Origin of the sequence: Aeromonas sp. ZOR0001 (assembly GCF_000801015.1) — a bacterium.
GTDB classification, from domain to species: domain Bacteria; phylum Pseudomonadota; class Gammaproteobacteria; order Enterobacterales; family Aeromonadaceae; genus Aeromonas; species Aeromonas veronii.
Genome location: NZ_JRJY01000008.1, coordinates 1 through 23,903, shown reverse-complemented (window position 1 = coordinate 23,903; position 23,903 = coordinate 1). Strand labels below are relative to the sequence as shown.

At 59.7% G+C, this 23,903-nt stretch carries 24 protein-coding genes; 14 read left to right on the top strand and 10 right to left on the bottom strand.

Annotated elements, in window-relative coordinates:
- Positions 1–34 precede the first annotated feature (34 nt).
- From L972_RS01280 to L972_RS01255, 6 genes are all read left to right on the top strand, one after another.
- On the top strand, positions 35–757 hold the full coding sequence (locus tag L972_RS01280; RefSeq protein WP_047434616.1) for an SDR family oxidoreductase: 723 nt from the start codon (positions 35–37) through the stop codon (positions 755–757).
- 88 nt (positions 758–845) lie between these two features.
- A complete protein-coding gene (locus L972_RS01275; protein ID WP_005357652.1) occupies positions 846–1,169 on the top strand; it encodes a hypothetical protein in 324 nt (107 codons plus the stop codon).
- Positions 1,170–1,215: 46 nt separating this feature from the next.
- Positions 1,216–1,647, top strand: coding sequence for a DUF411 domain-containing protein (locus tag L972_RS01270; protein ID WP_047434614.1), 432 nt, complete (start codon positions 1,216–1,218; stop codon positions 1,645–1,647).
- Positions 1,648–1,881: 234 nt separating this feature from the next.
- Entirely contained in the window at positions 1,882–4,035 is a 2,154-nt protein-coding gene (locus L972_RS01265; protein WP_047434611.1) for a S9 family peptidase, read from the top strand.
- Between the two features lie 413 nt (positions 4,036–4,448).
- The gene (locus L972_RS01260) at positions 4,449–5,420 is read left to right on the top strand and encodes a TAXI family TRAP transporter solute-binding subunit (RefSeq protein WP_005339950.1); all 972 of its coding nucleotides are present in this window, start codon (positions 4,449–4,451) and stop codon (positions 5,418–5,420) included.
- 103 nt (positions 5,421–5,523) lie between these two features.
- Positions 5,524–8,079, top strand: a complete 2,556-nt coding sequence (locus L972_RS01255; protein WP_047434608.1) for a TRAP transporter permease — start codon at positions 5,524–5,526, stop codon at positions 8,077–8,079.
- Between the two features lie 532 nt (positions 8,080–8,611).
- Here L972_RS01255 and L972_RS01250 read toward each other — a convergent pair.
- The gene (locus tag L972_RS01250; protein ID WP_047434605.1) at positions 8,612–9,865 is read right to left on the bottom strand and encodes a phospholipase D-like domain-containing protein; all 1,254 of its coding nucleotides are present in this window, start codon (positions 9,863–9,865) and stop codon (positions 8,612–8,614) included.
- A 73-nt stretch (positions 9,866–9,938) separates the two neighbouring features.
- Between L972_RS01250 and L972_RS21600 the strand changes: the two genes are divergently transcribed.
- Positions 9,939–10,115: a hypothetical protein gene (locus tag L972_RS21600; protein WP_005339947.1), complete on the top strand. Its 177-nt coding sequence runs from the start codon at positions 9,939–9,941 to the stop codon at positions 10,113–10,115.
- Here the strand turns inward: L972_RS21600 and L972_RS01245 are convergent.
- The 3 genes from L972_RS01245 to tatA all read right to left on the bottom strand — a co-directional run bounded on the left by L972_RS01245 (position 10,093) and on the right by tatA (position 12,224).
- A complete protein-coding gene (locus L972_RS01245; protein ID WP_021231555.1) occupies positions 10,093–11,514 on the bottom strand; it encodes a lytic transglycosylase F in 1,422 nt (473 codons plus the stop codon). The genes L972_RS21600 and L972_RS01245 overlap by 23 nt on opposite strands.
- Positions 11,515–11,743: 229 nt before the next feature.
- Positions 11,744–12,046 (bottom strand): YfcZ/YiiS family protein, encoded by a 303-nt coding sequence (locus tag L972_RS01240; RefSeq protein WP_005339945.1) that lies wholly within the window; start codon positions 12,044–12,046, stop codon positions 11,744–11,746.
- Between the two features lie 16 nt (positions 12,047–12,062).
- Entirely contained in the window at positions 12,063–12,224 is a 162-nt protein-coding gene (gene tatA, locus L972_RS01235; RefSeq protein WP_047434601.1) for a twin-arginine translocase TatA/TatE family subunit, read from the bottom strand.
- 276 nt (positions 12,225–12,500) lie between these two features.
- Here tatA and L972_RS01230 point away from each other — a divergent pair, with 276 nt between their 5' ends.
- Positions 12,501–13,469 carry a LysR family transcriptional regulator gene (locus L972_RS01230; protein ID WP_047434598.1) on the top strand — a complete coding sequence of 323 codons (969 nt, stop codon included), beginning with the start codon at positions 12,501–12,503 and terminating at the stop codon, positions 13,467–13,469.
- A 76-nt stretch (positions 13,470–13,545) separates the two neighbouring features.
- Here the strand turns inward: L972_RS01230 and L972_RS01225 are convergent, their stop codons facing one another.
- Positions 13,546–14,145 carry a YhgN family NAAT transporter gene (locus L972_RS01225; protein ID WP_047434595.1) on the bottom strand — a complete coding sequence of 200 codons (600 nt, stop codon included), beginning with the start codon at positions 14,143–14,145 and terminating at the stop codon, positions 13,546–13,548.
- An 88-nt stretch (positions 14,146–14,233) separates the two neighbouring features.
- On the bottom strand, positions 14,234–14,479 hold the full coding sequence (locus L972_RS01220; protein ID WP_005357633.1) for a YecH family metal-binding protein: 246 nt from the start codon (positions 14,477–14,479) through the stop codon (positions 14,234–14,236).
- Between the two features lie 209 nt (positions 14,480–14,688).
- On the opposite strand from L972_RS01220, the gene L972_RS01215 reads away from it, so the two are divergent.
- Positions 14,689–15,972, top strand: a complete 1,284-nt coding sequence (locus tag L972_RS01215; RefSeq protein ID WP_047434592.1) for a dicarboxylate/amino acid:cation symporter — start codon at positions 14,689–14,691, stop codon at positions 15,970–15,972.
- 11 nt (positions 15,973–15,983) lie between these two features.
- Here L972_RS01215 and L972_RS01210 read toward each other — a convergent pair whose 3' ends face one another.
- Positions 15,984–16,298, bottom strand: a complete 315-nt coding sequence (locus L972_RS01210; protein WP_047434589.1) for a putative signal transducing protein — start codon at positions 16,296–16,298, stop codon at positions 15,984–15,986.
- A 9-nt stretch (positions 16,299–16,307) separates the two neighbouring features.
- Positions 16,308–17,210, bottom strand: coding sequence for a LysR family transcriptional regulator (locus L972_RS01205; protein ID WP_047434586.1), 903 nt, complete (start codon positions 17,208–17,210; stop codon positions 16,308–16,310).
- 96 nt (positions 17,211–17,306) lie between these two features.
- Between L972_RS01205 and L972_RS01200 the strand changes: the two genes are divergently transcribed.
- Entirely contained in the window at positions 17,307–18,359 is a 1,053-nt protein-coding gene (locus L972_RS01200; RefSeq protein WP_005357630.1) for an HlyD family secretion protein, read from the top strand.
- Positions 18,359–19,912 (top strand): DHA2 family efflux MFS transporter permease subunit, encoded by a 1,554-nt coding sequence (locus L972_RS01195; protein ID WP_047434582.1) that lies wholly within the window; start codon positions 18,359–18,361, stop codon positions 19,910–19,912. The genes L972_RS01200 and L972_RS01195 overlap by 1 nt, the downstream gene beginning before the upstream one ends.
- Before the next feature lie 77 nt (positions 19,913–19,989).
- Here L972_RS01195 and L972_RS01190 read toward each other — a convergent pair whose 3' ends face one another.
- Positions 19,990–20,616 carry a lysoplasmalogenase gene (locus L972_RS01190; RefSeq protein ID WP_005348507.1) on the bottom strand — a complete coding sequence of 209 codons (627 nt, stop codon included), beginning with the start codon at positions 20,614–20,616 and terminating at the stop codon, positions 19,990–19,992.
- A 175-nt stretch (positions 20,617–20,791) separates the two neighbouring features.
- Between L972_RS01190 and L972_RS21240 the strand changes: the two genes are divergently transcribed.
- Positions 20,792–20,947: a hypothetical protein gene (locus tag L972_RS21240; protein ID WP_129504880.1), complete on the top strand. Its 156-nt coding sequence runs from the start codon at positions 20,792–20,794 to the stop codon at positions 20,945–20,947.
- 216 nt (positions 20,948–21,163) lie between these two features.
- Here the strand turns inward: L972_RS21240 and L972_RS01185 are convergent, their stop codons facing one another.
- The gene (locus L972_RS01185) at positions 21,164–22,282 is read right to left on the bottom strand and encodes a fatty acid desaturase (RefSeq protein ID WP_005339923.1); all 1,119 of its coding nucleotides are present in this window, start codon (positions 22,280–22,282) and stop codon (positions 21,164–21,166) included.
- A gap of 147 nt (positions 22,283–22,429) precedes the next feature.
- Here L972_RS01185 and fabR point away from each other — a divergent pair, with 147 nt between their 5' ends.
- A complete protein-coding gene (gene fabR, locus L972_RS01180; protein ID WP_005339921.1) occupies positions 22,430–23,050 on the top strand; it encodes an HTH-type transcriptional repressor FabR in 621 nt (206 codons plus the stop codon).
- Between the two features lie 19 nt (positions 23,051–23,069).
- Positions 23,070–23,435: a YijD family membrane protein gene (locus L972_RS01175; RefSeq protein WP_005348493.1), complete on the top strand. Its 366-nt coding sequence runs from the start codon at positions 23,070–23,072 to the stop codon at positions 23,433–23,435.
- Positions 23,436–23,903 lie beyond the last annotated feature (468 nt).

Below are 23,903 nucleotides of genomic sequence, written 5' to 3'. Positions count from 1 at the left end.
CTCAAACCGACTCTTGAATCAGAAGGAAAGACCCATGTCCAAATCTCTCGTCGTGATCACCGGTGCCTCCGCCGGGATCGGTGCCGCCATCGCCCGTGCCTTCTCTGCTGCCGGTCATCCGCTGCTGCTGCTGGCCCGCCGGGTCGAGCCGATGCAGACACTGAACCTGCCCGATACCCTCTGCATCGGGGTCGATGTGACCGACACCGCCGCCATGAAAGCCGCCGTCCAGCAGGCAGAAGCCAAATTTGGCCCGGTCGGCTGCATGGTCAACAACGCCGGCGTCATGCTGCTTGGTCAGGCAGATGTGCAGGATCCCGCCGAGTGGCAGCAGATGCTCAACATCAACGTGATGGGGGTACTGAACGGCGTCCACGCAGTGCTGGCAGGCATGAAAGAGCGCCGCAGCGGCACCATCATCAACATCAGCTCCATCGCCGGTCGCAAGACCTTCCCGAACCATGCTGCCTACTGCGCCACCAAGTTCGCCGTGCACGCCCTGACCGAGAACATCCGGGAAGAGGTGGCCGATGTCGGCGTACGTATGGTGACCATTGCCCCGGGTGCGGTCGAGACCGAGCTGCTCAGCCACACCACTGACGAGAGCATCAAGGCCGGTTACCACGACTGGAAAGATCAGATGGGCGGCGTCATTGCGCCGGAAGTGATCGCCGATGCCGTGCTCTACGCCTGGAACCAGCCTGCCAACGTCTGCGTGCGCGAGATCGTGCTGGCGGCGACCCGTCAGCAACCTTAATCCTGGCTGACTGACACCATGGGGAGGGCTTGACCCTCCCCCGGGGCACAGGGTTACCATGTGCCCCTTGTTATTTTCGAGTCATTCCATGGTTCTCACCCGTCGCCAACTCGCTCACGCCCGTCGCTGGCTCCCCTTGTGGAGTCTGGTGCTGGTGTTGATGTCGTTTGGCAGCCGGGCCGCAACCGACCTCTGTACCCTGACTACCCACTGCAGCCAGAGCGAGCGCACCCTGGAAAAAGCGATGCCCTGCGGCAGCTTTACCACCGCCCTCTCGATGACGCTGGTAGGCAGCGACAGCCTGACGGTCGCCGTGCTGGAACCGGATACCCCCGACTTCGCCTCCCCCTCTCTCTTTATGCCGGACGCCCCGTGCGAGCGGCTCGAACGTCCCCCACGCATCCAGATCTGAAACGCATCCCGTATCGGGCATCTTTTCTTTTAATCTGAGGTGAGTGATGTACAAACCCCTGTTACTGGCCATGCTGGCCGGTACCGTTAGCTTTTCGGCTCTCGCGGCCGAGAAGATGACCGTCTACAAATCCAAATATTGTGGTTGCTGCCAAAGCTGGAACGAGCACATGGAGCAGAATGGCTTCGAACTGGACGTTATCGAAACCGAACAGCTCGGCGCAGTGAAGCAGCAATACGGTATCGCGCCGGAACTGGCCTCTTGCCATACCGGTATCGTAAATGGCTATGTGATCGAGGGGCATGTACCGGCCGCCGATGTGCAGAAGCTGCTCAGGGAAAAACCGGCGATCCGTGGCCTGACCATTCCGGACATGCCCCAGAGTGCGCCGGGCATGGATATTCCGGGCCATCCCTATGAGGTACTGAGTATCAGCAACGAGGGCGCGACCAACCGCTGGTCGAGCTACCCAGGCTGACGAAAACTGGCCATGAGAGGGCACTCCCATATCATGTGAGGCACACCTGAGCGGACTCTTGCCGCTCATGGCCAGAAAGAGGGCCGCTATCGCGAGATAGCGGCTTTTTTTGATTACATTTCCTGCAATAACAAGGGATTGCTTGCAACCACCGGCAACAAGGGGCAGATTTAACGCCAATTCATGGAGCCGATGCTCAGGTCTACCAACCCTTTCCAGCGCCAAGGATGCGACATGTTTACCTTTTCCCGAGGAGTTCTGCTGCTAGCCTTTCTGACAGTTCTCCCCCCCACTTATGCCAATGAAGAGCCCGCCATGCTGACAAGCGAACATCCAATCCAGCCGCCCGTGGCCGCCAAACATCCCCGCACTCTGAAAAAACACGGGGATACCCGCATCGACAACTACTACTGGCTGCGTGACGACCAACGTCAGGCGCCGGAAGTGCTGCAATACCTCGAGGACGAGAACGCCTACACCGAAGCTATGCTCAAACCGACCAAGCCGCTGCGCGAGCAACTCTACAAGGAGATGGTCGCCCGCATCCCCCAGCAGGATGAGTCGGTACCCTATGTGAAGAATGGCTACCGCTACCAGACCCGCTATGAGCCGGGCAAGGAGTACGGGATCTATTCGCGCACCAAGCTCGGTGAAGAGCAGGCGAGTCTGCTGCTCGACAGCAACCTGCGAGCCGAGGGGCACGAGTTCTATGCCCTCGGCGCCCTTGAGGTGAGTCGCAACAACCGCTGGCTGGCGGTGGCGGAGGATTATCTCTCCCGCCGCCAATACAAGATCCAGTTCCTCGATCTGGAGAGCGGCAAGTGGGCCGCCGACACGCTGGAGAACACCTCCGGCAATCTGGTGTGGGCCAACGACAACAAGACCGTCTTCTATGTCCGCAAGCACCCGCAGACCCTGCTCCCCTATCAGGTCTATCGCCACACGCTAGGGACGGATCCGGCCACGGACAAGCTGGTCTACGAGGAGAAGGATGACTCCTTCTACGTCAGCCTCTACGCCACCACCTCGGAAGATTTCATCGTCATCGCCCTCTCCAGCACTACCACCGGCGAAGCGCGGCTGATCGATGCCAACCTGCCGGAGCACGCCCCCCGTCTGTTCCTGCCGCGCAAGGTGGATCACGAATACAGCCTGGATCACTACCGCGGCCGCTTCTATGTCCGCTCCAACAAGGATGGCAAGAACTTCGGCCTCTACGAGACCAAGGAGAGCCCGGTCGATCGCTGGAAGGCGGTGATTGCCCCCAATCCGGAGGTACTGCTGGAGAGCTACGCCCTGTTCAAGGATTGGCTGGTACTGGAAGAGCGCAACAAGGGGCTGACCCGACTGCGCCAGATCAACTGGCAGAGCGGTGACGAGAAGGAGATCGCCTTCGACGATCCCGCCTATGTCACCTGGCTCGCCTACAACCCGGAGCCGGATACCAGCGCCCTGCGCTATGGCTACTCCTCCATGACTACCCCCGCCTCCACCTATGAGCTGGATATGGCGAGCGGCAAGCGCACCCTGCTCAAGCAGCAACCGGTGGCCGGCTTCAAGGCCGACCAGTACGCCAGCGAGCGACTCTGGGTGACCGCCCGCGACGGCGTATCGGTGCCAGTGTCGCTGGTCTATCGCAAGGACAAGTTCAAGAAAGAGCAGGCCGATGCGCCCAAGAATCCGCTGCTGGTCTATGGCTATGGATCCTACGGCGCCAGCATGGATCCCGACTTCAGCAGCTCGCGCCTGAGCCTGCTCGATCGCGGCTTCGTCTACGCCATCGCCCATATCCGGGGTGGTGAAGAGCTGGGCCGTCACTGGTACGAAGATGGCAAGTTGCTGAAAAAGCAGAACACCTTCAATGACTTTATCGATGTCACCAAGGCGCTGGTTGAGCAAGGCTACGGTGCCAAAGATCAGGTCTACGCCATGGGCGGCAGCGCCGGTGGCCTGCTGATGGGGGCGGTCATCAATCAGGCGCCCGAACTCTATCGCGGCGTGGTGGCGCAGGTGCCGTTCGTCGATGTGGTCACCACCATGCTGGACGAGTCGATCCCCCTCACCACCGGGGAGTATGACGAGTGGGGCAACCCGAACCAGAAGCGCTACTACGACTACATGAAGAGCTACAGCCCCTACGATCAGGTCAAGGCGCAAGCCTATCCCAACCTGCTGGTCACCACCGGACTGCACGACTCGCAAGTGCAGTATTGGGAGCCCGCCAAGTGGGTCGCCAAGCTGCGCGAACTGAAGACAGATGATAACAAGTTGTTACTGAACACCGACATGGACGCCGGCCACGGCGGCAAGTCGGGCCGCTTCAAAGCCTACGAGGATATCGCGCTGGAATACGCCTTTATCCTGGATCTGGCCACCCCAGCCAACTGATCTCTCATGACTCCGGCCCTTGTCATTCAAGGGCCGCATAAGAATCCTCTCGTAGTTTTTCCCTCTTCCATTTCCCTTCATATCAAATTAATCTTCGGCAAGAAAATGAATGATCGAGGTCATGTTTCTCAAGATTTAACTCCGTTATTTTGCCATTTCGTTTGATTTATGTTGGGTGAATGTGCTTAATCGGAGTGCTTGCAACTTTTTATTTGGCCCCTCAGGGGCCAATTTATCTTCGACCGACAGGAGGTCGGTAGCCTCACCACAGGATGAGGGTGACTGCCGGAAAGGGGGTGATCAACTCCCCCGCTTTCGCGCAACGAGAAGAGCGGGCAAGCCCGGCGCAGAACGGGATTGCCATCAATTTATCCGGGGATCGGATAAACAAAATCAAAGAAAAGGGAGAAAAAATGAAAGGATTAACTTTGGCATGCGCCCTGTCGGCGGCTCTGGTCGGTGTTTCATTCGGTGGTCCGGTACAAGCGCAGGAGCGCTTCGTGACCATAGGCACCGGCGGTCAGACCGGCGTCTACTATGTCGCTGGCCAGTCCATCTGCCGCTTCCTCAATCGCGGCGCCGCCGATCACCAGATCAAGTGCAACGCCCCGGCCAGTGGCGGTGGTGTTGCCAACGTCAACGGCATCCGCAGCGGTGAATTCAACTTCGGCATCATGCAATCCGACCACCAGTTCAAGGCGATGAAGGGGCTGCCGCCGTTCCAGGCCGAAGGGGCCATGGACGATATGCGCGCCGTCTTCTCCCTGCAGAGCGAGGTGTTCACCATCCTGGCTCGCCGCGATGCCAAGATCGCCAGCTTCGACGATCTGAAGGGCAAGCGCGTCAACATCGGCAACCCGGGCTCCGGCCAGCGTGACACCATGGAAGAGATCATGGCGGTCAAAGGCTGGAAGAAGGGTGACTTCGGTCTGGTCTCCGAGCTGAAACCGGCCGAACAGGCCTCCGCCCTCGGTGACAACAACATCGACGCCATGAGCTACTTCGTCGGTCACCCGAACGGCGCCATTCAGGAAGCCTCCACCACCACAGATGCGGTACTGGTACCTGTGACCGGCGCCGACATCGACAAGCTGCTGGCCGAGAAGAGCTACTACAGCAAGGCCGAGATCCCGGGTGGCATCTACAAGGGCAGCGACAAGCCGACCCCCTCCATCGGTGGCAAAGCGGTGCTCTCCACCAGCGCCAAAACCGATCCGGAAGTGGTTTATCAGCTGGTCAAGTCGGTGTTCGACAACCTGGATCGCTTCAAGCGCCTGCACCCTGCCTTTGCCGACCTGAAAGAGGCCGACATGATCAAGGTAGGTCTCTCTGCACCGCTGCATGAAGGGGCTGCCCGCTACTACAAAGAGCGCGGCTGGCTCTGATTGAAGGCCCCGGGGCCTTTGTCACTCTCTTCGACACCCGTCTGCCGCCTGATTGCGGGGGCGGGTGTCGCTCTTGTTGTACTCGTTGGCACAAGTTAACCCTATGCAAGATAAACAACTCTCTACCGAGGAACTGATCGCCCAGGATGTGGGCGCTCGCCTGCCGCTGGGCATCATGGGCTGGCTCATCACAGCGCTGGCGCTGGCCTGGTCCCTGTTCCAGCTCTGGATCGCCTCGCCACTCCCCTTCATGGTGGGGTTTGGCGTGCTCAATGACACCGAAACCCGCTCCATTCACCTCACCTTTGCCTTGTTGCTCGCTTTTCTGGTGTTCCCGGCATTTCGCTCCTCGCCACGGGATCGGGTTCCCCTCGGCGATATCGCCCTCGGTCTGATCGCTGCTGGCGCCGCGTCTTACCTGTTTGTGATGTATGAAGCACTGGCGCTGCGTCCCGGCACCCTCACCACCGCCGATCTGGTGACCGCCTGTATCGGCATTCCGCTGCTGCTGGAAGCGGCGCGCCGCGCCCTGGGGCCGGCACTGGCGGTCATCGCCATCGTCTTTCTGGTCTACAGCCTGGCGGGCCCCTGGATGCCGGGACTGCTGGCACATCGCGGGGTAGGCTTTACCGCGCTGGCCAACCACCAGTGGATCACTACCGAAGGGGTGTTCGGCATCGCCCTTGGCGTCTCCACCAGCTTCGTGTTCCTGTTCGTGCTGTTTGGCGCCCTGTTGGAGCGGGCCGGTGCCGGTCACTACTTTATCCAGCTCGCCTTCAGCCTGCTCGGTCACCTGCGCGGCGGCCCGGCCAAGGCGGCCGTGGTCGCCTCCGGCCTCACCGGTCTGATCTCCGGCTCGTCGATTGCCAACGTGGTGACCACCGGCACCTTCACCATCCCGATGATGAAGAAGGTGGGCTTCAGTTCAGAGAAAGCGGGGGCGGTCGAAGTGGCCTCCTCGGTCAACGGCCAGATCATGCCACCCGTGATGGGGGCTGCGGCTTTCCTGATGGTCGAATACGTGGGTATCCCCTATGTGGAGATCATCAAGCACGCCTTCCTGCCTGCCGCCATCTCCTATATCGCGCTGCTCTACATCGTCCATCTGGAGGCGCTGAAACTGGGCATGCAGCCCATCGGCAACCATCAGCCCAAACCCTGGCTGCGCCGCCTGACCGGCTTTGCCTTTGGCGCGGCCCTCATCAGCGGCCTGTCACTGGCGGTCTACTATGGCCTCGGCTGGCTCAAACCTGCACTGGGTGACTACGCCCTGCCGGGGATCTCGGTATTGCTGGCTGCCACCTATGTGGCTCTGTTGAAGATCGCCGCCAGCAATGAACCACTGCCTGCCGAAGATCCCGACAAGCCGCTCACCGAGCTGCCCAACACCCGCGCCGTGCTGCTCTCCGGCCTGCACTTCCTGCTGCCGGTGGTGGTACTGGTGTGGTGCCTGATGGTGGAACGCCTCTCGCCGGGGCTGTCGGCCTTCTGGGGTACCGTGATGCTGGTGATCATCCTGCTGACCCAGCGCCCGCTGCTCAACTGGCTGCGCAAGGACGGCAAGCACGACTACGGCACCGTCGCTGATGGCGTGGTGGATCTGCGGGAAGGGCTTGTTGCCGGTGCCCGCAACATGATCGGTATCGGCATTGCCACCGCCACCGCGGGGATTATCGTGGGTGCGGTCTCCCAGACCGGGGTTGGTCTGGTGCTGGCGGATCTGGTGGAGTTCCTCTCCATGGGCAACCTGCTGCTGATGCTGCTGCTCACCGCCCTGCTGAGCCTGATCCTCGGCATGGGGCTGCCCACCACCGCCAACTACATCGTCGTCTCCAGCCTGCTGGCACCGGTGGTCGTGACGCTGGGGCAGCAAAACGGGCTGATCGTGCCGCTGATCGCGGTGCACCTGTTCGTCTTCTACTTCGGCATCATGGCGGATGTGACGCCACCGGTGGGACTGGCCTCCTTCGCGGCTGCGGCTGTCTCCAAGGGCGATCCCATCAAAACCGGGATCACGGCGTTTTACTACAGCCTGCGTACCGCGGCGCTGCCATTCCTGTTTATCTTCAACACCGACCTGCTGCTGATCGACGTGGACTTCGCCCACGGGGTGCTGATCTTCATCGTGGCGACCATCGCCATGCTGATCTTCGCCGCCGCCACTCAGGGCTGGTTCCTGGTGAAGAGCCGCTGGTACGAGAGCGTGCTGCTGTTGCTGGTCGCCTTCACCCTGTTCCGCCCGGGTTTCTGGATGGACATGGTGCACGACCCCTATCGCGAGACCCCACCTGCCCAGCTGGCCCAAACCATGGGTGAAGTGGAGGCGGAGAGCACCCTGCGGCTGCGGATCCTCGGTGAAGATGCGGTGGGCAAGCCACGCAAGTTCACCCTGCTGGTCGCCGTACCGGATGGGGCAAATGGCGAGGAGCGGCTGGCCAATCTGGGGCTGAGCCTCTATGAGCAGGATGGCAAGACGCTGATCGACAACGTCGCCTTTGGCAGCCCGGCCGCCACCATGGGACTGGAGTTCGATCAGGAGATCCTCACCGTCAAGGCGCCGACCGAGCGCTGGACCAAGGAGTGGATGTGGATCCCGGGCTTCCTGCTGTTCGGGGCGATCGTCTGGCTGCAGCGTCGCCGCAGCGTCAAGGCTGGTTAATCCACCGGGCAGATGAGACAGAGGGCCGCTATTGCGGCCCTCTTTTTATTGCCTTGTTATTGCCTTGCCCTCTGCGGCTCTTGCGATGAGCAACAATCATGGAAAAAGATAAACGGTGGCGAGCGGCCAAAAAAGTGGGGTGACATGTCCATGTCACCCCCTCGCAAATAGCATGTTCCATATTGGAGTCCGGCCACGCCGGGTCTCTGTTTCACTTTCCGATAGTTCGCGACCCATCTGAAGTGCGCGCCAATTGCAGCAATGCAACCGGCCAGCTACCCGTTACAACCTTCGTCCACACGGCAGACAGGCCGCCGTGTTTGTCCTTGCAACTGAAATATTACGCATAAAAACAAAATAAAAAACGTTTTTATGCTAATTCCATTCACATCAGAGTACAAAAAACAGCCTTATCATCACCGCTAAATTGTTATAAAACAGCAGGATAGGTTCATGCATGGTTATTCACCCGCAAAGGGCATCAGCAATGGCTTACAAGGCTTTGCGAGATCTCGCACAAAAAATGGCCGCCTCACAGCCAACGGCGCAGTGGCAACCAGTCGCTAAGGCGGGCTATCAGTCGCCTTGACCACCCTTCGGGTTTGCGCGGCAATCCACCCGCCTGCTCCTGCCAGTGAGCCAGCCACGTTCGCAGCGCCTCGCAGATCGGCGGGCAGTGCAGATGCAGCATCAGTTCGGTATTGAGAAAGAGTGAGCGAGGATCGAGGTTGAGGCTGCCGAACAGCGCCCGCTCCTCCCCCAGCAGGATCAGCTTGGCGTGCAAGCTGCAGTGGCCATGGTCAAACTCGGCGACCCGGATCCCTTGGCGCAGCAACCAGCCGAGATAACGCTGATAAGCGCCATAGACCAGCGGCACATCGGTGCTGGCCAGCGAGTTGGTGAGAATGTCGATGGCAACCCCCTGCTGGCGCAGCCGCGCCAGACGGTGCCGGAACCCGCGAGTAAGGATGAGGTAAGGGGTCACCAACTCCAGCGAGCCGGGATTGTCAGCCAGCTGTCGCCAGAGCTGACGGGCAGTGGCGGGACGGGAGATCAGCCCCTTGCCGGGACGGTCGAACCACACCTCGGCCCGCCCCTCGTGCCACTGCAGCGGCACGTCAGCCTCGTCAAACAGCACGGCGGGCAGATCGTAGACCCTTGCCACCGCCGGATCCGTCATGGTGAACAGGAAGTCGTTGACCACCTGAATTTCGGCGAGCAGCAGCTCGCGACGCAGCAGATGGCGGATGGGGTGACTCCAGCGGCTGTGCCAGAACTGCTCGAACCCCTGCACCATCTGCTGGCACAGTCCCCCCCGACAGGCGAGATCGAGATCCACGAAGGGAGCTTGCGGATCCAGACCGAAGTAGCGATCGCCTATGTTGCGCCCGCCGATCAGCGCCAGCTTGCCATCCACCAGCAGCAGTTTGTTGTGCATCCGGTGGTTGATGCGGCGAAAGCTGAGCAGCCCCTCCAGCAACAATGCCAGCGGGCGCCAACCCCGCAGCCAGAAGGGGTTGAACAGCCGCACCTCGATCCCGGGGTAGTGAGCCACCATCTCCAGAAAGCGGTTGTCACCGGCATAGAGATCATCAACCAGCAGCTGCACCTTGACTCCGCGCCGAGCGGCGTGAAGCAGCTCGCTCAGCAGCAACTTGCCGCTGCTGTCCTCCTCCCAGCTGTAGTACTGCGCCTGGATCCGCTCGCGGGCATGGCGGATCCATTGACAACGCACCTTCAGCGCCAGCTGGGGATCGTCGATCAGGGCAAAGGATCCGGGGATCATGGTGTCATCCTGCTGTCATGGCCGGGTGTCATAACGCTGGCGAGCCTCTTCACATATTCAAAAGGAGTTGCTGATGGAACTGCATGATACCCCGATGTTGCGCTATCTGGGCCAGCTCAGCCAGCCAGATCTCATCCCGGCCACCGGCCCTGCTCACTGGTTTTTGCAACACAGGGACGGTGGCTGGCAATTGCCGACCGTGCAGGCGACCCTGCCGGTCAACCGGCTCAGGGCTGAGCCGCTTCGATAGCGGCAGCCTTGCCCTCGATCTGGGGCAGGCTGAAACGATAGGCCACGTAGTACTTGTAGATGGTGCCGACATAGTTGATCGGCCCCTGTCCGACTTCGTTGGCCACCAGCTGATCCACGTTGCCGAACCAGACGTTGGGATCGAGCCCCAGCTTCTCCGCCTTGCCTCGCAGCGCCTGCACCCGGTTTGGCCCGGCGTTGTAGGCAGCGAGGGCAAACAGGTGGCGGTTGAGCCGATCCAGTTTGGGATCATTGAAGTAGGTATCGAGGATCAACCGCATGTAGCGGCAGGCGGCCTCCACATTTCCCTCCAGCGTGGTGAGTCTGGCGCCGTTGATGCCGACCTCCCGCCCTGTGCTGGGCAGCAGCTGCATGAGGCCCACGGCCCCCTTGGGCGAGCGCGCCTTGGGATTGAGGCCGGACTCCTTGTAGCCAAGCGCCGCCAGCATCAGCCAGTCGAGATCATATTGATTGGCGTACTTCTCCAGCACCTTGCGAATGGTCGCGAGGCGCCCCATGGGATCCGGCGCCAAGATATTGCTCATCTGATCGCTGCGAACCAGCAACCGGCGCAGGGTCATGTCGCTGTAAAGGCTGTTGCGGCTGACACTCGCCAGATAGCCATTGACCGCCTTGAGCAGCTCGGGGCTGTTCTTGCGCAGCGCCCAGGCACTGGTGCCATTGCTGCGCAGGGGTATCAGCTTGTGGGCCTTGAGGCCGGAGATCATCCCACCCAGCCAGATCCGCCCCTTGTAGCTGTCAGTCACCGTCAGGGGAATAATGCCGGCGGCCACCATCTCCAGCAGATCGCCATCCTGCAGGTATTCGGGCACCGTTTCGATATAGACGGGGGGCAACCCCAGCTCGCGAAACAGCCAGTTGAGCTGGCGCAGACTCTCGTAGTAGCTGGAGCTGGCGCGCACCCAGACCCGCCTGCCGGAGAGCTGGGTAATGCGGCTGAAGGCGGGCAGGCTCTGCTGGCTCACCACCCACTCCTCGATGGATGAAATGAGCGGCCGGGAGAAGGCAACCTGTTCACGCCGGGTCGGGGTCACCGTCATGGTCGCCGCCACCAGATCGCCACGCCCCTCGGTCAGATAGTCCAGCAGCTTGTCCTGACGCACCGGGATGTAGACCACCTTGAGTTTGACCTTCTCTTTGGCGAGATAGGTCTTGTTCAGCCAGCGCTCGAACCCTTGCAGCTGATTGACCAGAATGCCGTACTGGGCGCCGCGATCGAGAAAATAGAAGCCGCGCTCATAGACTACCAGAGCCCTGAGTTCGCGCTTTTGCAGAATGCTTTCGAGATCCCCGGGTTGGGGCAGACGCTGTGGCTTGAGTTCAGCCGCCAGCAGAGGAAAACAGCAGAGGGCCAGCAGAGCCCAGATCCAGCGTCGCATCACGATGGCTGCCCCTGTGCTGAGGTCACGCCTGCTGCCTGTTGGCAGCACGGATCACGATAGAGGGTGGGATTGGGGGCAGAGATCCATCGCTGCGTCATGATGTTTACGCCTTCTGTTGGCCGACTCGCGCCGGGCAAAAACGTCTGTGGGATAGAGTAACTATAGAACGCCGACCCACAGCAGAAGGGTCAACACGGCAGGCAAACCTGCCGCGTTATCAGACAACTCAGATAGAGCGGGCCCGCATTTCGAAAATCAGTTTTTCGGCGGTGCAGGTGAATTGCAGGCGGGCTTTCAGGATCACGCCATTGGCGCCCTGAGTCAGTTCGCTGCTCACTTGAGCTTCGGCAGTGACCTGTTTGGCCAGAGCTTCATAGGCAGCCAGCTTGGCGCGGGCATCCGCCTCGGCCGCGGCTTCAATCACCAGATCCATCACATCGTCGCCTTCGCCGATGATGGTGCCGATCTCGGCAAAACAGCCACAGCTGTCACAGGTTTCGTTCAGTTCAACTTTCTCGTCTACAGACATTTTCTACTCCTACTGCTTATTTCGGATGATTTGCGTCGTCACGCATCGCCTTGCGAAAATCTTTGATGGCGGTACCCAGATCCTCACCTGCAGTGGCAAGACGCTTGCTGCCGAAGACCAGCACAACAACCAGCAAGAGGATCAGCATATGCCAGATATGAATTCCACCGAGTCCCATAGGGATACTCCCTCACAAAGAGATATCTGTTACTTGTATCAAAATAGAGCGCAGGGATTGTTGGGCAAAATCAAGGCAGGTGCAAGTGAGCAAATAAATCATAGCCAAAAAATAGGGCGACCCAAAGGTCGCCATATTGATTGTGCTACATGTCCCCTCAACCGCTACATCCTGTACCAGTGGTTCATGCGAACCTGAGACCATTCGAGGATAAGATCGCCAAGATATGAAAACAAATGGTATAAATTCATCTTAGAATTGAAGAGGATTCATATCATGCTGCTGGAACAACTGGGTCGTATCGACCTCAATTTGCTGATTATCCTGCAGGTATTGCTGGAAGAGCGCAACGGCAGCAAGGCGGCACGCCGCCTTCATCTGAGCCAGTCCGCGGTCAGCAAAGCCCTCGGCCGTCTGCGCGATACCTTCAATGATCCCCTCTTCATCCGCTCTGCCTACGGGCTGGAACCCACCAGCCGCGCCCTTGCGCTGCAACAACAGTTGCAACCCATCCTGTTGTCGCTGGACAACCTGATCCAGCCGCCCGAGTTCGACCCCGCCAGCTCGGAGCGGGAGTTCGTCATCGCCAGCATGGACAGCGCCTTCACCCTGTTTGCCCCGCTCTACCTGAGCGAGCTGAAACGGCAGGCACCACGGATCCGCTTGCGTTACGAGGAGTGGACCGAGAACAGTCTGACCGAGATGAGTCAGGGACAGGTGGACATCGCCTTCGCGGTGCGAGAGAACTGCATCAGCTCCGATTATCGGCTCGATACCCTGCCCGACAGCATCTGTCAGCGAGTGCTGGCGGTCGATGATCTCACCTGTCTGGTGCAGCAGCACCACCCTGCGCTGCGAGAGCCCAACTGGAATCTGGAGCACTACCTCAGTTATCCCCATGTGCAGACTTACTGCGAGGGGCGAGACCGCTGGATGCTGGATCACAAGCTGGCGGAGCAGGATCTCTACCGGCGTATCGAGGCAACCGTGCCCTCCTTCGAGGCGGCGCTGCGGATGGGGATGCACTCCGACATGATAGTGACCCTCTCCAGGCTCTATGCCCGCCACGCCACCCAGGTCTATCCGCTGTTGCAGCTGCCGCTGCCCATCGGGTTGGACAGCATCTCCCACCTGCTGATCTGGCATCAGCGTCACAGCGAGGATCCGGGCCACCGCTGGCTGCGGGAATTGCTGCTCTCCCTCATCATGAGCAAACTGGAACCCGCAGCGACCACTCACGGCTGACGGCACGCCTTCTCGGCAACAAAAAAGAACGGGGCTCTGCGTAGCCCCGTTTCATTCATTTCAACATGTAACCCACTCAGCCTTGGCCGGTCACTGCCAGATAGTGATGTACCCCATCCAGCAGCATCTGGACCGAGATCATCACCAACAGCATCCCCATCAGCCGCTCCACCGCAGTGAGTCCCCGCTCACCCAGCAGCTTGTTGAATACCTCGTAGAACATCAGGATCACCGCGCTGGCAGCCCAGGCCAGAAAGAGTGCCAGCGACCAGTCCACCATCCGGGCGGGCTCCTGATTGGCCAGCAGCATCAAAGAGGCGAGGATCGAAGGACCGGCGATCATCGGGATCGCCATCGGCACCAGGAAGGGCTCCTCGCCCGCCGCCAGCCCGGTCACGCCCCCCTCACTCGGAAAGATCATCTTGATGGCGATCAGGAACAGGATAATGCCCCCCGCAATGCTGACCGCCTCCTGCCGCAGGTTGAGGAAACCGAGGATCTGCTGACCGACGAACAGGAACAGCAGCATAATGGCCAGCGAGAAGAGCAGCTCGCGGATCATCACCTTGCGACGTCGCTTAGGATCGATATGACGCAGGATAGAGAGGAAGACCGGCAGGTTGCCCAGCGGGTCCATGATCAGAAACAGCATGACTGCGGCAGAGAAAGTATCCATACAACGCCCTGAATAGGGAAAAGAGAGGGGGCGAAATATAGCAAAGGGCGAAGAATTGAGCGAGCGCCATGATGCGCTCGCAGCGGGATTAACCGTGGTTGCAGATCTTGTCGGCGCGGGTCTGGAAACCCTCAGCCGAGTCGATGAATTTGCCGCGGGCAGCCAGAAAGTCGATCAATGCTTCCGCATCCATCTCGCTGGCGCTGCAGGTATGAAAACGGGCCTCGGCACCAAACCGCTCTGCCATCGCCTGTTTCAGGCTGGCACGGGTAAATTGCCCCCCTTGCGCCAGCATCATCTCCATCACTTCGTGACCATGAACCGATTGCGACATCTCTCACCTCAATAATGAACATATTTAATGCCAATTAAATATCTCCCCGCCCGGAGGGATCTTGATATAGGCCAATAAATTGCGCATTTCCTGGTCAGGGGAGTGGTCACCGCCACCGCTTTGTCGATAATGTGGCAACCCGCGTCAGGGATCGCTACACTGGCGCCCCTTTTTGGCCATCGCAGACAATGTATAAGGATATTGGCGTCATGCTGTTCCATGGAGAGGCTCTCAAGCCCTGGCAGATCTGGACCCGCCGACCACTCTGGCTCAAGACCCTGATCGGCATGCTGACAGGGGTGGGTCTGGGCGTCGGCTTTGAAGAGCAAGCCCTGCTGCTCAAGCCCCTTGGCGTCCTGTTCGTCAACACCATCCAGATGCTGATGGTGCCCCTCATTTTCTGCTCGGTCATCGCCGGTCTCACCTCGCTGCTCAAGGGCAAGGCCCTCGATCGCATCGGCAGCAAGGCGATCTGTCTCTACTTCTGTTCGACCGCCATCGCCATCTGCATCGGCCTGATAATGGGCTGGCTGCTGGAACCCGGCATGGGTGCCGACATGGGCCCCTATGAGCGGGTCGGTATGTCGGAACTACCCACCCTGGCCAGCGTGCTGAGCCATCTGGTGCCGAGTAACCCGGTACAGGCGATGGTGGATGGCAAGATCCTGCAAGTGATCGTCTTTGCGGTGGCGCTGGCGGTCGCCCTCAATGCCAGCGGTCGCCGTGGCCGCCCCGCCATCCTCTTCTTCACCTCGCTGGCCGAGGGGATGTTCAAGCTGACCCAGATGGTGATGGCGCTCGCGCCTTACGGTGTCTGCGCTCTGATGGCCTGGATGACCGGCAAGTACGGTCTCGACCTGCTGCTGCCGCTGCTCAAGGTGATCGGCGCCGTCTACCTCGGCTGCCTGCTGCACGTGCTCGGGGTCTACAGCACCTTGCTGCTCCTGCTGGCACGGCTCAATCCACTGCACTACTTCAAGAGCATCGTTGACGCTCAGGCGGTGGCTTTCACCAGCAGCTCCAGCAACTCCACCCTGCCCATCAGTCTGGCCTGCGCCGAGAAACGGCTGGGAGTCTCCCCCGCCATCACCGCCAAGGTGCTGCCCATCGGCGCCACCATCAACATGGATGGCACCGCCCTCTATCAGGGAGTGACTGCGCTGTTCGTGGCTCAGGCATTCGGGGTGGACCTGCACATGGTCGATTATCTGACCATAATCAGCATCGCCACCCTGGCCAGTATCGGTACGGCAGGTACCCCTGGCACCGGGTTGATGCTGCTGACCCTGACCCTGACGGCGGTGGGCTTGCCGCTGGAAGGGGTGGCACTGATTGCAGGCATTGACAGGATCCTCGACATGGCGCGCACCACGGTCAATGTATCGGGGGATATTCTGGTATCGGTACTGATCGCCCGCAGCGAAAACGAGCTGGATCTGGCGACCTATCACGATGCCAGCGCAGGGGAAGATATCGAGTTCCCGCCGCGCTAGCGGAAGAAAGCTCAGCTGTCGTGGGGATCGTGGTGACAGCGCCAGCAGACGTCGAAGTTGGCGCCGTTCTCCTCCCCGCACAGGCCGCACAGCCAGCCGTTACCCTGGCGCTGCTGGTAACGCTCGATGACCCTTCCTGCCTTGCTGCGATCCTCGGCCCGCACCATCAGGGTCACCTGCAACATGTCGACCGGCAGCTCGCCAAGGGCGCCCGACAGCCCCTCGCCATTGAGGCGTACCAGCACCCCTTCCGCCTCCAGCGCCCCTTTCAACGCGTGCGCCTCCAGGGTGTGTGAGGCGCGATAGAGATTGATCCAGTTATCCATAGCTCCCCCTTACAACAACTTGTCGATGCCAAACTCGGCGCCGTTCTCAATCATGAAATCGATGAATGCCCGCAACTTGCGCGGCATCAGTTGCCGCTCCGGAAACAGCAAATAAATCGGCACCCTGGGTTGCTGCCACTCTGGCAGCAGGATCACCAGCTCGCCGCTGGCCAGCTCATCCTGACAGAGCATAGCGGGTAACGAGGCCAACCCCAGCCCCGCCTTCGCCGCCTCCCGGGCACAGGTAATATTATTGACCCGAAAACGGGATGGGGGGTCAACCAGCACCTCTTTGCCATCCAGCTCGAAGCACCAGTGAGAGGCGAGAAACCCGCTGCTCACCGTCACCCGCTCGTGGTTGGCCAGATCCTCCGGCCGCTCGATGACCGGGCTGCGGGCCAGATAGTCCGGGCTGGCACAGAGCAACCGCCCGGTGCTCCAGAGTCGGCGTGCCGCCAGATTGGAGTCGCTCATGTCGCCAATCCGCACCACCGCATCCAACCCTTCGCTGATGGGGTCCACCACCCGGTTGGTCAGCTCCAGCTCCACCTGCAGGGCGGGATAGGCCTGCAAAAACTTGGCGACCAAGCGCCCGACCACCAGTTGCCCCGTCTCGATGGGCACCGCCAGTTTGAGGGTGCCGGTCACCTCCTGCTGGCTGGCGCTCAGCATCAGCTCGGCTTCGGTCAGGGCATCGACCGCCTTGCTACAGTGCAGGTAGTACTTCTCCCCCTCCTCGGTCAAAGTGAGCTGACGAGTGGAGCGATAGAGCAGACGCACTCCGAGCCGCTGTTCAAGCTCGGCGATGCGGCGACTGACCATCGCCTTGGTCATCCCCAACTCACGGGCAGCCCCCGTAAACGAGCCCTTGTCGACGATACGCACCAGAATTAACGCGGCATTGAGATCCATTGTTGCACCAGTGAAACTGTATATCTCGTGAACCAATACTAATCGAAACAGTTGACCAGTGTTAGCCTGCGCCCCTTAAGTTCAGGAATCACAAAAATGAGTCAACACAAAAAAATTCCCCTGCTGGCAGCCATGATACTGGCGCTGCTCGGTCTGCTGTTCGCCGGTTACTGGTATCTTCACGGCCGCTATTTTGAAAGCACCGACAACGCCTATCTGCAAAGTGAAGTGACCGGGATCAGCTCCAAGCTGCCCGGCTATATCCGCGAAGTGCTGGTCACCGACAACCAGCCGGTCAAAGCGGGCCAACTGATCGCCCGGCTCGATGATCGCGAATACAAAACCAGGGTCGCGGAGGCCGAAGCCGACCTGCGCCTCAATCAGGCGACGGCCGAAAATCTGGCTGCCACCCGCACCCAACAACTGAGCCTGATCCAGCAAGCCGAGGCCAAGGTCGCCTCCGCCAAGGCCGAACAGCTGCGCGCCAGCCAGCAGGTCAACCGGATCAGTCAGCTCAACCAGCGCCACTACAGCTCGCAAGACAGTCTGGACGAGGTGCGTGCCGGCCTGCAGGTCAATCAGGCGCAAGCCCGGGAGGCCCAAGCCGCCCTGCAGGCGGCCCGTGAGCGACTGCTGGTACTGGATGCCGAACGCAAACAGAATCTGGCCAAGCTGGCGTTGAGCGAAGCACAACTGGAGCAGGCCAAGCTGGAGCTCGGCTACACCGAACTGCGGGCGCCTGCTGACGGCATCATTGGCAAGCGCAGCCTGCGGGAAGGGCTCTACGTCCAGTCCGGCATGCAGGTCGCCAGTTTGGTGCCGCTGCAACAGGTGTGGGTCGAGGCCAACTTCAAGGAGACCCAGCTCGCCCATATGCAGCCGGGCCAGAAGGTCGAAGTAGTGCTCGATGCCTACCCGGATCAACCGGTCGAGGGGATCATCGACAGCCTGGCCCCGGCCACCGGCGCCAAATTCGCCCTACTGCCACCGGAGAATGCCACCGGCAACTTCACCAAAATCGTGCAGCGGGTACCGGTCAAGATCCGCATCCCCGAGCCGGGCCCGCTGGCAGGCAAGCTGCTGCCGGGTCTCTCCACCGAAGTGATCGTGGATACCCGCACTCCTGATCCCGTGGTGGCTGCCAACTGATGGAACCCATTCCACGTCGCAACTGGATCGCGGTCATGGGGGGCCTTATCGGCGCCTTCATGGCCATCCTCGATATCCAGATCACCAATGCCTCTCTGAAGGATATTCAGGGGGCCCTGTCGGCCACCCTGAGCGAAAGCTCCTGGATCTCCACCTCCTATCTGGTGGCGGAGATGATCGCCATCCCCCTGAGCGGCTGGTTGAGCCGGGGGCTGAGCGTGCGCCGCTACCTGCTCTGGACCACCGGCGCCTTTATCGCCGCCTCCGTGCTCTGCTCGTTCAGCTGGAACCTCACCAGCATGATCGTCTTCCGGGCGCTGCAAGGCTTCACTGGCGGGGCGCTGATCCCGATGGCCTTTTCCCTCATCGTCACCCTGTTGCCGCTACAGAAACGGGCCACCGGCATGGCGCTGTTTGGCCTCTGCGCCACTTTCGCCCCCGCCATCGGCCCGACCCTCGGTGGCTGGCTCACCGAGCAGATGTCGTGGCACTACATCTTCTATCTCAACGTGCCGCCGGGACTGCTGGTGATGGCCATGCTGGCCCACGGGCTGGATAAAAAACCGGTGGACTGGGCCGTGATCAAGCGGGTGGATCTCATCGGGATTGTCACCATGGCGCTTGGCCTCGGCTTGCTGGAGGTGGTACTGGAAGAAGGCAACCGGGAAGACTGGTTCGGCTCAAGCTTCATCGTGCGACTGGCAGTCATTTCGGCGGTGGCGCTGGTGTTCTTCGTCATCAGCCAGCTGATCCGCCGTCACCCGCTGGTCAATCTGCGGCTGCTGCACAACCCTCGCTTCGCGCTGGCCTGCTTCGCCTATCTGATCCTCGGCATGGCGCTGATGGGATCTATCTATGTGTTGCCGCTCTACATGACCCAGATCCACAACTACAACGCGCTGGAAATCGGCGAAGTCCTGATGTGGATGGGACTACCGCAACTGCTGGTGCTGCCGCTGGTGCCCAAACTGACCCACAAGATAGACCCCCGCTATCTGGTGAGCTTCGGCTTCCTGATCTTCGCCGTCAGCTGCTTTATGAACGTCAACATGAGTGCCGACTACGCCGGGCCGCAGCTGATCCAGTCACTCATCGTGCGGGCGCTGGGGCAGCCCTTCATCATGGTGCCGCTCTCCCTGGTCGCCACCGCCAGCCTGAGCCACGACGAGATCCCCTCCTCCTCGACCCTGCTCAACGTGCTGCGCAACCTGGGTGGTGCGTTTGGTATCGCCATCATCGCGACCCTGCTCGACAACGATACCCGCACCCATGTGCTACAGATTGGCAGCACTCTGGCCGCCAGCAGTATCGAGGGGCAGAGCTATCTGCTGCAACTGGCCCAGAGCATGATGGCGCAGGGTTCAGGCCCCGAGATAGCCCAGCAGCAAGCACACGCCATGCTGGCCAATACCATCAACCGGGAAGCGGCCATCATGGCCTACAACCAGGTGTTCTACATCATGGGGATCTTCCTGCTGATCGCCAGCGGCCTGATGCTGTTGCTCAAATCCCCCGCCCCACGGGCAGCGGATGCCGAACCGCTAGAGGCGTGAAAAACGCCGGGCATAAAACGAAAAACGGGCCAATGCCCGTTTTTCGTTATCTGTTACCTGCACTCAACCAGAAGACGTTATCCCGCCAGCGACCCTGCAATCAGGAATTGCGCTGCGAAGTAGCTGCTCATCACCCAGGCGCGGGCGTGGGGAAAGGGGCGGCGGAAGCGATCGAGCGCCAGCATGCTGTCGGAGAAGAGGAACATCAGCGCCCCCACCAGAGCGGCGGCCGAACCGGCAGTGAGAGAGGCGTGCCAGGCACCGGCGGCCACCCAAGCCATGCCGATGATCACCAGCATGTAGCAGAAGACCGGGATCCGCATCTCCCCCAGCTTGCCCCACAACAGGCCGAATACCATGCCGGCGATCAGCAACAGCAGCAAACCATCCACCAGATTGAGCAGCAATGGCCCTTGGGCAAAACCGACGATATAGCAGAGATGCGCGACAAGAAATGCCGCCAACCCCTGAATGAAGCGATCGCTTGGCAGCATCAGCAGCACATCGCCCGCCAGCGAGAGACAAAGGCCAAGCAGGATCCAGGCGTGTGAACCGTCGTGATCATAACTCTGGTAGCCGAACGCCAACGCGATGATAAGCAACATGGTCAGTGGCTTGCTGATATAGAACTGGCGGCTGTCTGAACCGTAGGCAGCACGGATGTGCCACCAACCTGAAGCGATGATCAAGAAACTCAATAACATGCCCTGCTCCTCACCTGTTGCTCGCTGTCATACGGCAACCGTTTTTATCATGGTGCAGGGTAACAAATTCCCTCCCCCGGTGGCAGGGGTGCTGATCAAATGGACAGACTAAGCCTAAAGTCTAATTGCCGCACCGAGTGGTTCAGGGCATAAGTGACGGGTCTGGAGGATCACCATGGAAGAAGCTATGAAGAACTATCTGCCCGCCATCGATATCATGATGTGCCATCTGGGGATCAGCTTTGAGCAGGCCTGTGAAGAACTAGGTCTCAGCCAGCAGGAGCAACAGGCACTGGATCAGTTGCAGCAACAGCAGAGCCAAGCCAACTAAGCCCTCCCGTTATTGGATATCATGATGCGCCATCTGGGGATCTGCTTTGAGCAGGCCTGCGAACAGCTAGGTCTCAGCCAGCAGGAGCAACAGGCACTGGATCAGTTGCAGCAACAGCAGAGCCAAACCAACTAGCCCGTTCAAACATGCATACCAAAGAGAAGACCGCCAGCAGGCGGTCTTCTCTTTTAGTCTGTGTGATACCTCGGCAAGGCATCATGCAATACCTGCCAGCAGGCGACTCCAGTTGCGTTTACCAGCGATGAAGCCGTCACGCAGGGCCCGGTACTCCAGTTGCAGCTTGAGGCGGTCATAGCGCGCCAGCGCCTTGCGCTTGCGCAGCTCCAGCAGCCGCTTGCGACTGGCGTAATAGTGTTGCAACTGCTGGCTCAGCTTGTCGTACTCCTCCTGCAGCAGCGCCTGCCACAGTTCACGATCTTCCTGCTTGCGCAACTTGGCTTGTGCCCGTTTCAGCTGCATCTGCAGCCGGGCTTGTTCGATACGCTCCTCCGGCGAGGATCTGAGATCCCCCGCCAGACCACACCAAGAGGCGAGCCGGATCAACCACTTGGTCGGATCGAACTGCCACCAGTGAATGCCGTTGCGGTAGTCATTCTCGAACAGGTGGTGAAAGTTGTGGTACCCCTCGCCAAAGGTGAAAAAAGCCAGGATGCCGTTATCGCGAGCGGTATTGCGATCGGTATAGGGCTGACTGCCCCAGATGTGGGCCAGCGAGTTGATGAAGAAGGTAGTGTGGTGAGTCATCACCATCCTCAGCACGCCCGCCAACAGCAACATGCCGAGCAAGTCCCCGTGCCACAGGCCAAGCAGCAGCGGCAGCCCCAGATTGGCCGCCAGTGCCAGCGTCAGATAGTGACGGTGCTGAAACGCGACCACCGGGTTGTTTTGCAGGTCTCGCACATTGCTGTAATCACCATAGCGATCTCCCTGATGCTCCCGCAACATCCAGCCGATGTGCGAATACCAGAAACCGCGCCCCGCGCTGTAGGGGTCTTTATCGTTGTCATCCACATGACGATGGTGACGGCGGTGATCGGCCGACCAGTGCAGGGCCGAATTCTGCAGCGCCAACGCACCGCCGATGGCAAACAACCACTGCAAAGCGGGGTGCGCCTTGTAGGCCTTGTGCGACCAGAGCCGGTGATAACCTGCGGTGATGGAGAGACCACTCAGGCAGAACAACAACAGGAAACTGGCCCACTGCCAGAGATCGTAACCGTGACTCATGCCGTACCAGGGTACGACAATCAACGCCACTATCCCGGAGAGGGAGAACAGCAGGGTATTGGTCAAAATAATGGGGGGTCTGGCCATCTCATTGCATCCTTTCAGCGAACAGCTGTTAGCCATTTTCTATGGTGATTTCCTCACGGTCAATGGTAAAAAAGTAGGATACAAACCTGATCCTGAGGCGCCTTCGGGTTATCATTTGTCCTCGTTAAGCTGAAGGTGACTGATTTCGTGGGTATTCGCGCTCAACAAAAAGAAAAAACCCGGCGTACATTGATCGATGCTGCATTCAGCCAACTGTGCGCCAATCGGAGTTTCTCCAATCTCAGCCTGCGGGAAGTCGCTCGCGAAGCGGGTATCGCGCCCACCTCTTTCTATCGCCACTTTCGCGATATGGAGGAGCTGGGCCTGACCCTGGTTGACGAAGGAGGTCTTACCCTGCGCCAACTGATGCGACAGGCACGCCAGCGCATTGCCGGTGGTGGCAGTGTCATCAGCACCTCGGTGCAGACCTTTATGGAGTTCGTCGAGAACAACCCCAACATCTTCCGGCTGCTGCTGCGGGAACGCTCCGGCACCTCGGCCGCCTTTCGTCAGGCGGTGGCTCGAGAAATCCAGCACTTTATCGCAGAGCTGACCGATTATCTGGAAGCCACCACAGAAGCACCACGGGAAGATGCCTACATCCAGGCAGAAGCCATGGTCACCATCGTCTTCAGTGCCGGTGCCGATGCACTCGACATGACCAGCGAAGAGTGCCGTGCACTCTCCGATCGCACTATTCGCCAACTGCGGATGATCGCCATGGGCGCCGAGGTACAAAACCAGAAGCGCCGTGAACCTCACCCATGACCACAGGATGGAGAACGACATGCCTGAACAGCTTATGATCCCGAAAAAACCGCTCGCCATGGCCATGCTGATTGGTATCTGTGGCGATGCCTCTCTGGCCGTACTGACAAACTCAGTCGTGCCCTTCTCCTTCTTCCCGCTGATTGCCCTCTGGCTGGCGGCCTATCAGCTGTTCCAGCACTATCGCCATGAACCCATGGTGGGCAACACCCCCATCTGCACCCTGCTCTGCTTCTTTATCGGTGTCTTCGGCCACTCCGCGCTGCTCAAGGTGCAATACCCGGAGCTTGGCAGCAACTTCTTCTCCCTGATCATGATGCTGCTGTTACTGGCAGCACTCTCCATCAAGCTCGGCCTGAGCATTGGCAACAAAGAGAAGCGCTGATAAATCGACCGAGTGATGGTAATCAGCTGATAGATAAAGCAAAGAGGCCTTCCCGTCGAGAAGGCCTCTTTGCTTGAACGGTACCTGATTAATCCGGCAATCTCGGTATTCCCAACCTCGCCAAGCGGCTTGGCTTTAAGATCGACGTGCAAATGGAAGAGGGGGTGGTCAATATGGAGCTGCCCTGTAGTCAGCAGGCAGCAGAAGGCTGATTTGGCCGCCTGTAAACTCGCTCAAATGGCTGATAAGGCTCGGATATAGCCAGAAAATGGTGGAAATAACCGGCTATCTGGCACTCTTACTTGGCAGGGAAAAGCCAGATATTGGTGGTTTAAGGCGCTAAAAATACAAAAGCCCAGTCGAGAGACCGGGCTTTGTGTTGGTTCTTGCGTACAAATCTGTGGGACTTATGGGCAAGATCGCACATAGCAAAAAGGCCTTCCCAATCGGGAAGGCCTTCAAATTAGT

Excerpts from the sequence above, each read along its gene's own strand:
- L972_RS01225 (WP_047434595.1), bottom strand. The coding sequence starts at position 14,145 with ATGGATACTTTCTCTGCCGCAGTCATGCTGTTTCTGATCATGGACCCG.
- L972_RS01240 (WP_005339945.1), bottom strand. The coding sequence starts at position 12,046 with ATGTCTGTAGACGAGAAAGTTGAACTGAACGAAACCTGTGACAGCTGT.
- L972_RS01230 (WP_047434598.1), top strand. The coding sequence starts at position 12,501 with ATGCTGCTGGAACAACTGGGTCGTATCGACCTCAATTTGCTGATTATC.
- L972_RS01275 (WP_005357652.1), top strand. The coding sequence starts at position 846 with ATGGTTCTCACCCGTCGCCAACTCGCTCACGCCCGTCGCTGGCTCCCC.
- L972_RS01270 (WP_047434614.1), top strand. The coding sequence starts at position 1,216 with ATGTACAAACCCCTGTTACTGGCCATGCTGGCCGGTACCGTTAGCTTT.
- L972_RS01205 (WP_047434586.1), bottom strand. The coding sequence starts at position 17,210 with ATGGATCTCAATGCCGCGTTAATTCTGGTGCGTATCGTCGACAAGGGC.
- L972_RS01185 (WP_005339923.1), bottom strand. The coding sequence starts at position 22,282 with ATGGCCAGACCCCCCATTATTTTGACCAATACCCTGCTGTTCTCCCTC.
- L972_RS01260 (WP_005339950.1), top strand. The coding sequence starts at position 4,449 with ATGAAAGGATTAACTTTGGCATGCGCCCTGTCGGCGGCTCTGGTCGGT.
- L972_RS01220 (WP_005357633.1), bottom strand. The coding sequence starts at position 14,479 with ATGTCGCAATCGGTTCATGGTCACGAAGTGATGGAGATGATGCTGGCG.
- L972_RS01175 (WP_005348493.1), top strand. The coding sequence starts at position 23,070 with ATGCCTGAACAGCTTATGATCCCGAAAAAACCGCTCGCCATGGCCATG.
- L972_RS01280 (WP_047434616.1), top strand. The coding sequence starts at position 35 with ATGTCCAAATCTCTCGTCGTGATCACCGGTGCCTCCGCCGGGATCGGT.
- tatA (WP_047434601.1), bottom strand. The coding sequence starts at position 12,224 with ATGGGACTCGGTGGAATTCATATCTGGCATATGCTGATCCTCTTGCTG.
- L972_RS01200 (WP_005357630.1), top strand. The coding sequence starts at position 17,307 with ATGAGTCAACACAAAAAAATTCCCCTGCTGGCAGCCATGATACTGGCG.
- L972_RS21600 (WP_005339947.1), top strand. The coding sequence starts at position 9,939 with ATGGAACTGCATGATACCCCGATGTTGCGCTATCTGGGCCAGCTCAGC.
- L972_RS01255 (WP_047434608.1), top strand. The coding sequence starts at position 5,524 with ATGCAAGATAAACAACTCTCTACCGAGGAACTGATCGCCCAGGATGTG.
- L972_RS01195 (WP_047434582.1), top strand. The coding sequence starts at position 18,359 with ATGGAACCCATTCCACGTCGCAACTGGATCGCGGTCATGGGGGGCCTT.
- L972_RS01250 (WP_047434605.1), bottom strand. The coding sequence starts at position 9,865 with ATGATCCCCGGATCCTTTGCCCTGATCGACGATCCCCAGCTGGCGCTG.
- L972_RS01190 (WP_005348507.1), bottom strand. The coding sequence starts at position 20,616 with ATGTTATTGAGTTTCTTGATCATCGCTTCAGGTTGGTGGCACATCCGT.
- L972_RS01265 (WP_047434611.1), top strand. The coding sequence starts at position 1,882 with ATGTTTACCTTTTCCCGAGGAGTTCTGCTGCTAGCCTTTCTGACAGTT.
- L972_RS01215 (WP_047434592.1), top strand. The coding sequence starts at position 14,689 with ATGCTGTTCCATGGAGAGGCTCTCAAGCCCTGGCAGATCTGGACCCGC.
- L972_RS01210 (WP_047434589.1), bottom strand. The coding sequence starts at position 16,298 with ATGGATAACTGGATCAATCTCTATCGCGCCTCACACACCCTGGAGGCG.
- L972_RS21240 (WP_129504880.1), top strand. The coding sequence starts at position 20,792 with ATGGAAGAAGCTATGAAGAACTATCTGCCCGCCATCGATATCATGATG.
- L972_RS01245 (WP_021231555.1), bottom strand. The coding sequence starts at position 11,514 with ATGCGACGCTGGATCTGGGCTCTGCTGGCCCTCTGCTGTTTTCCTCTG.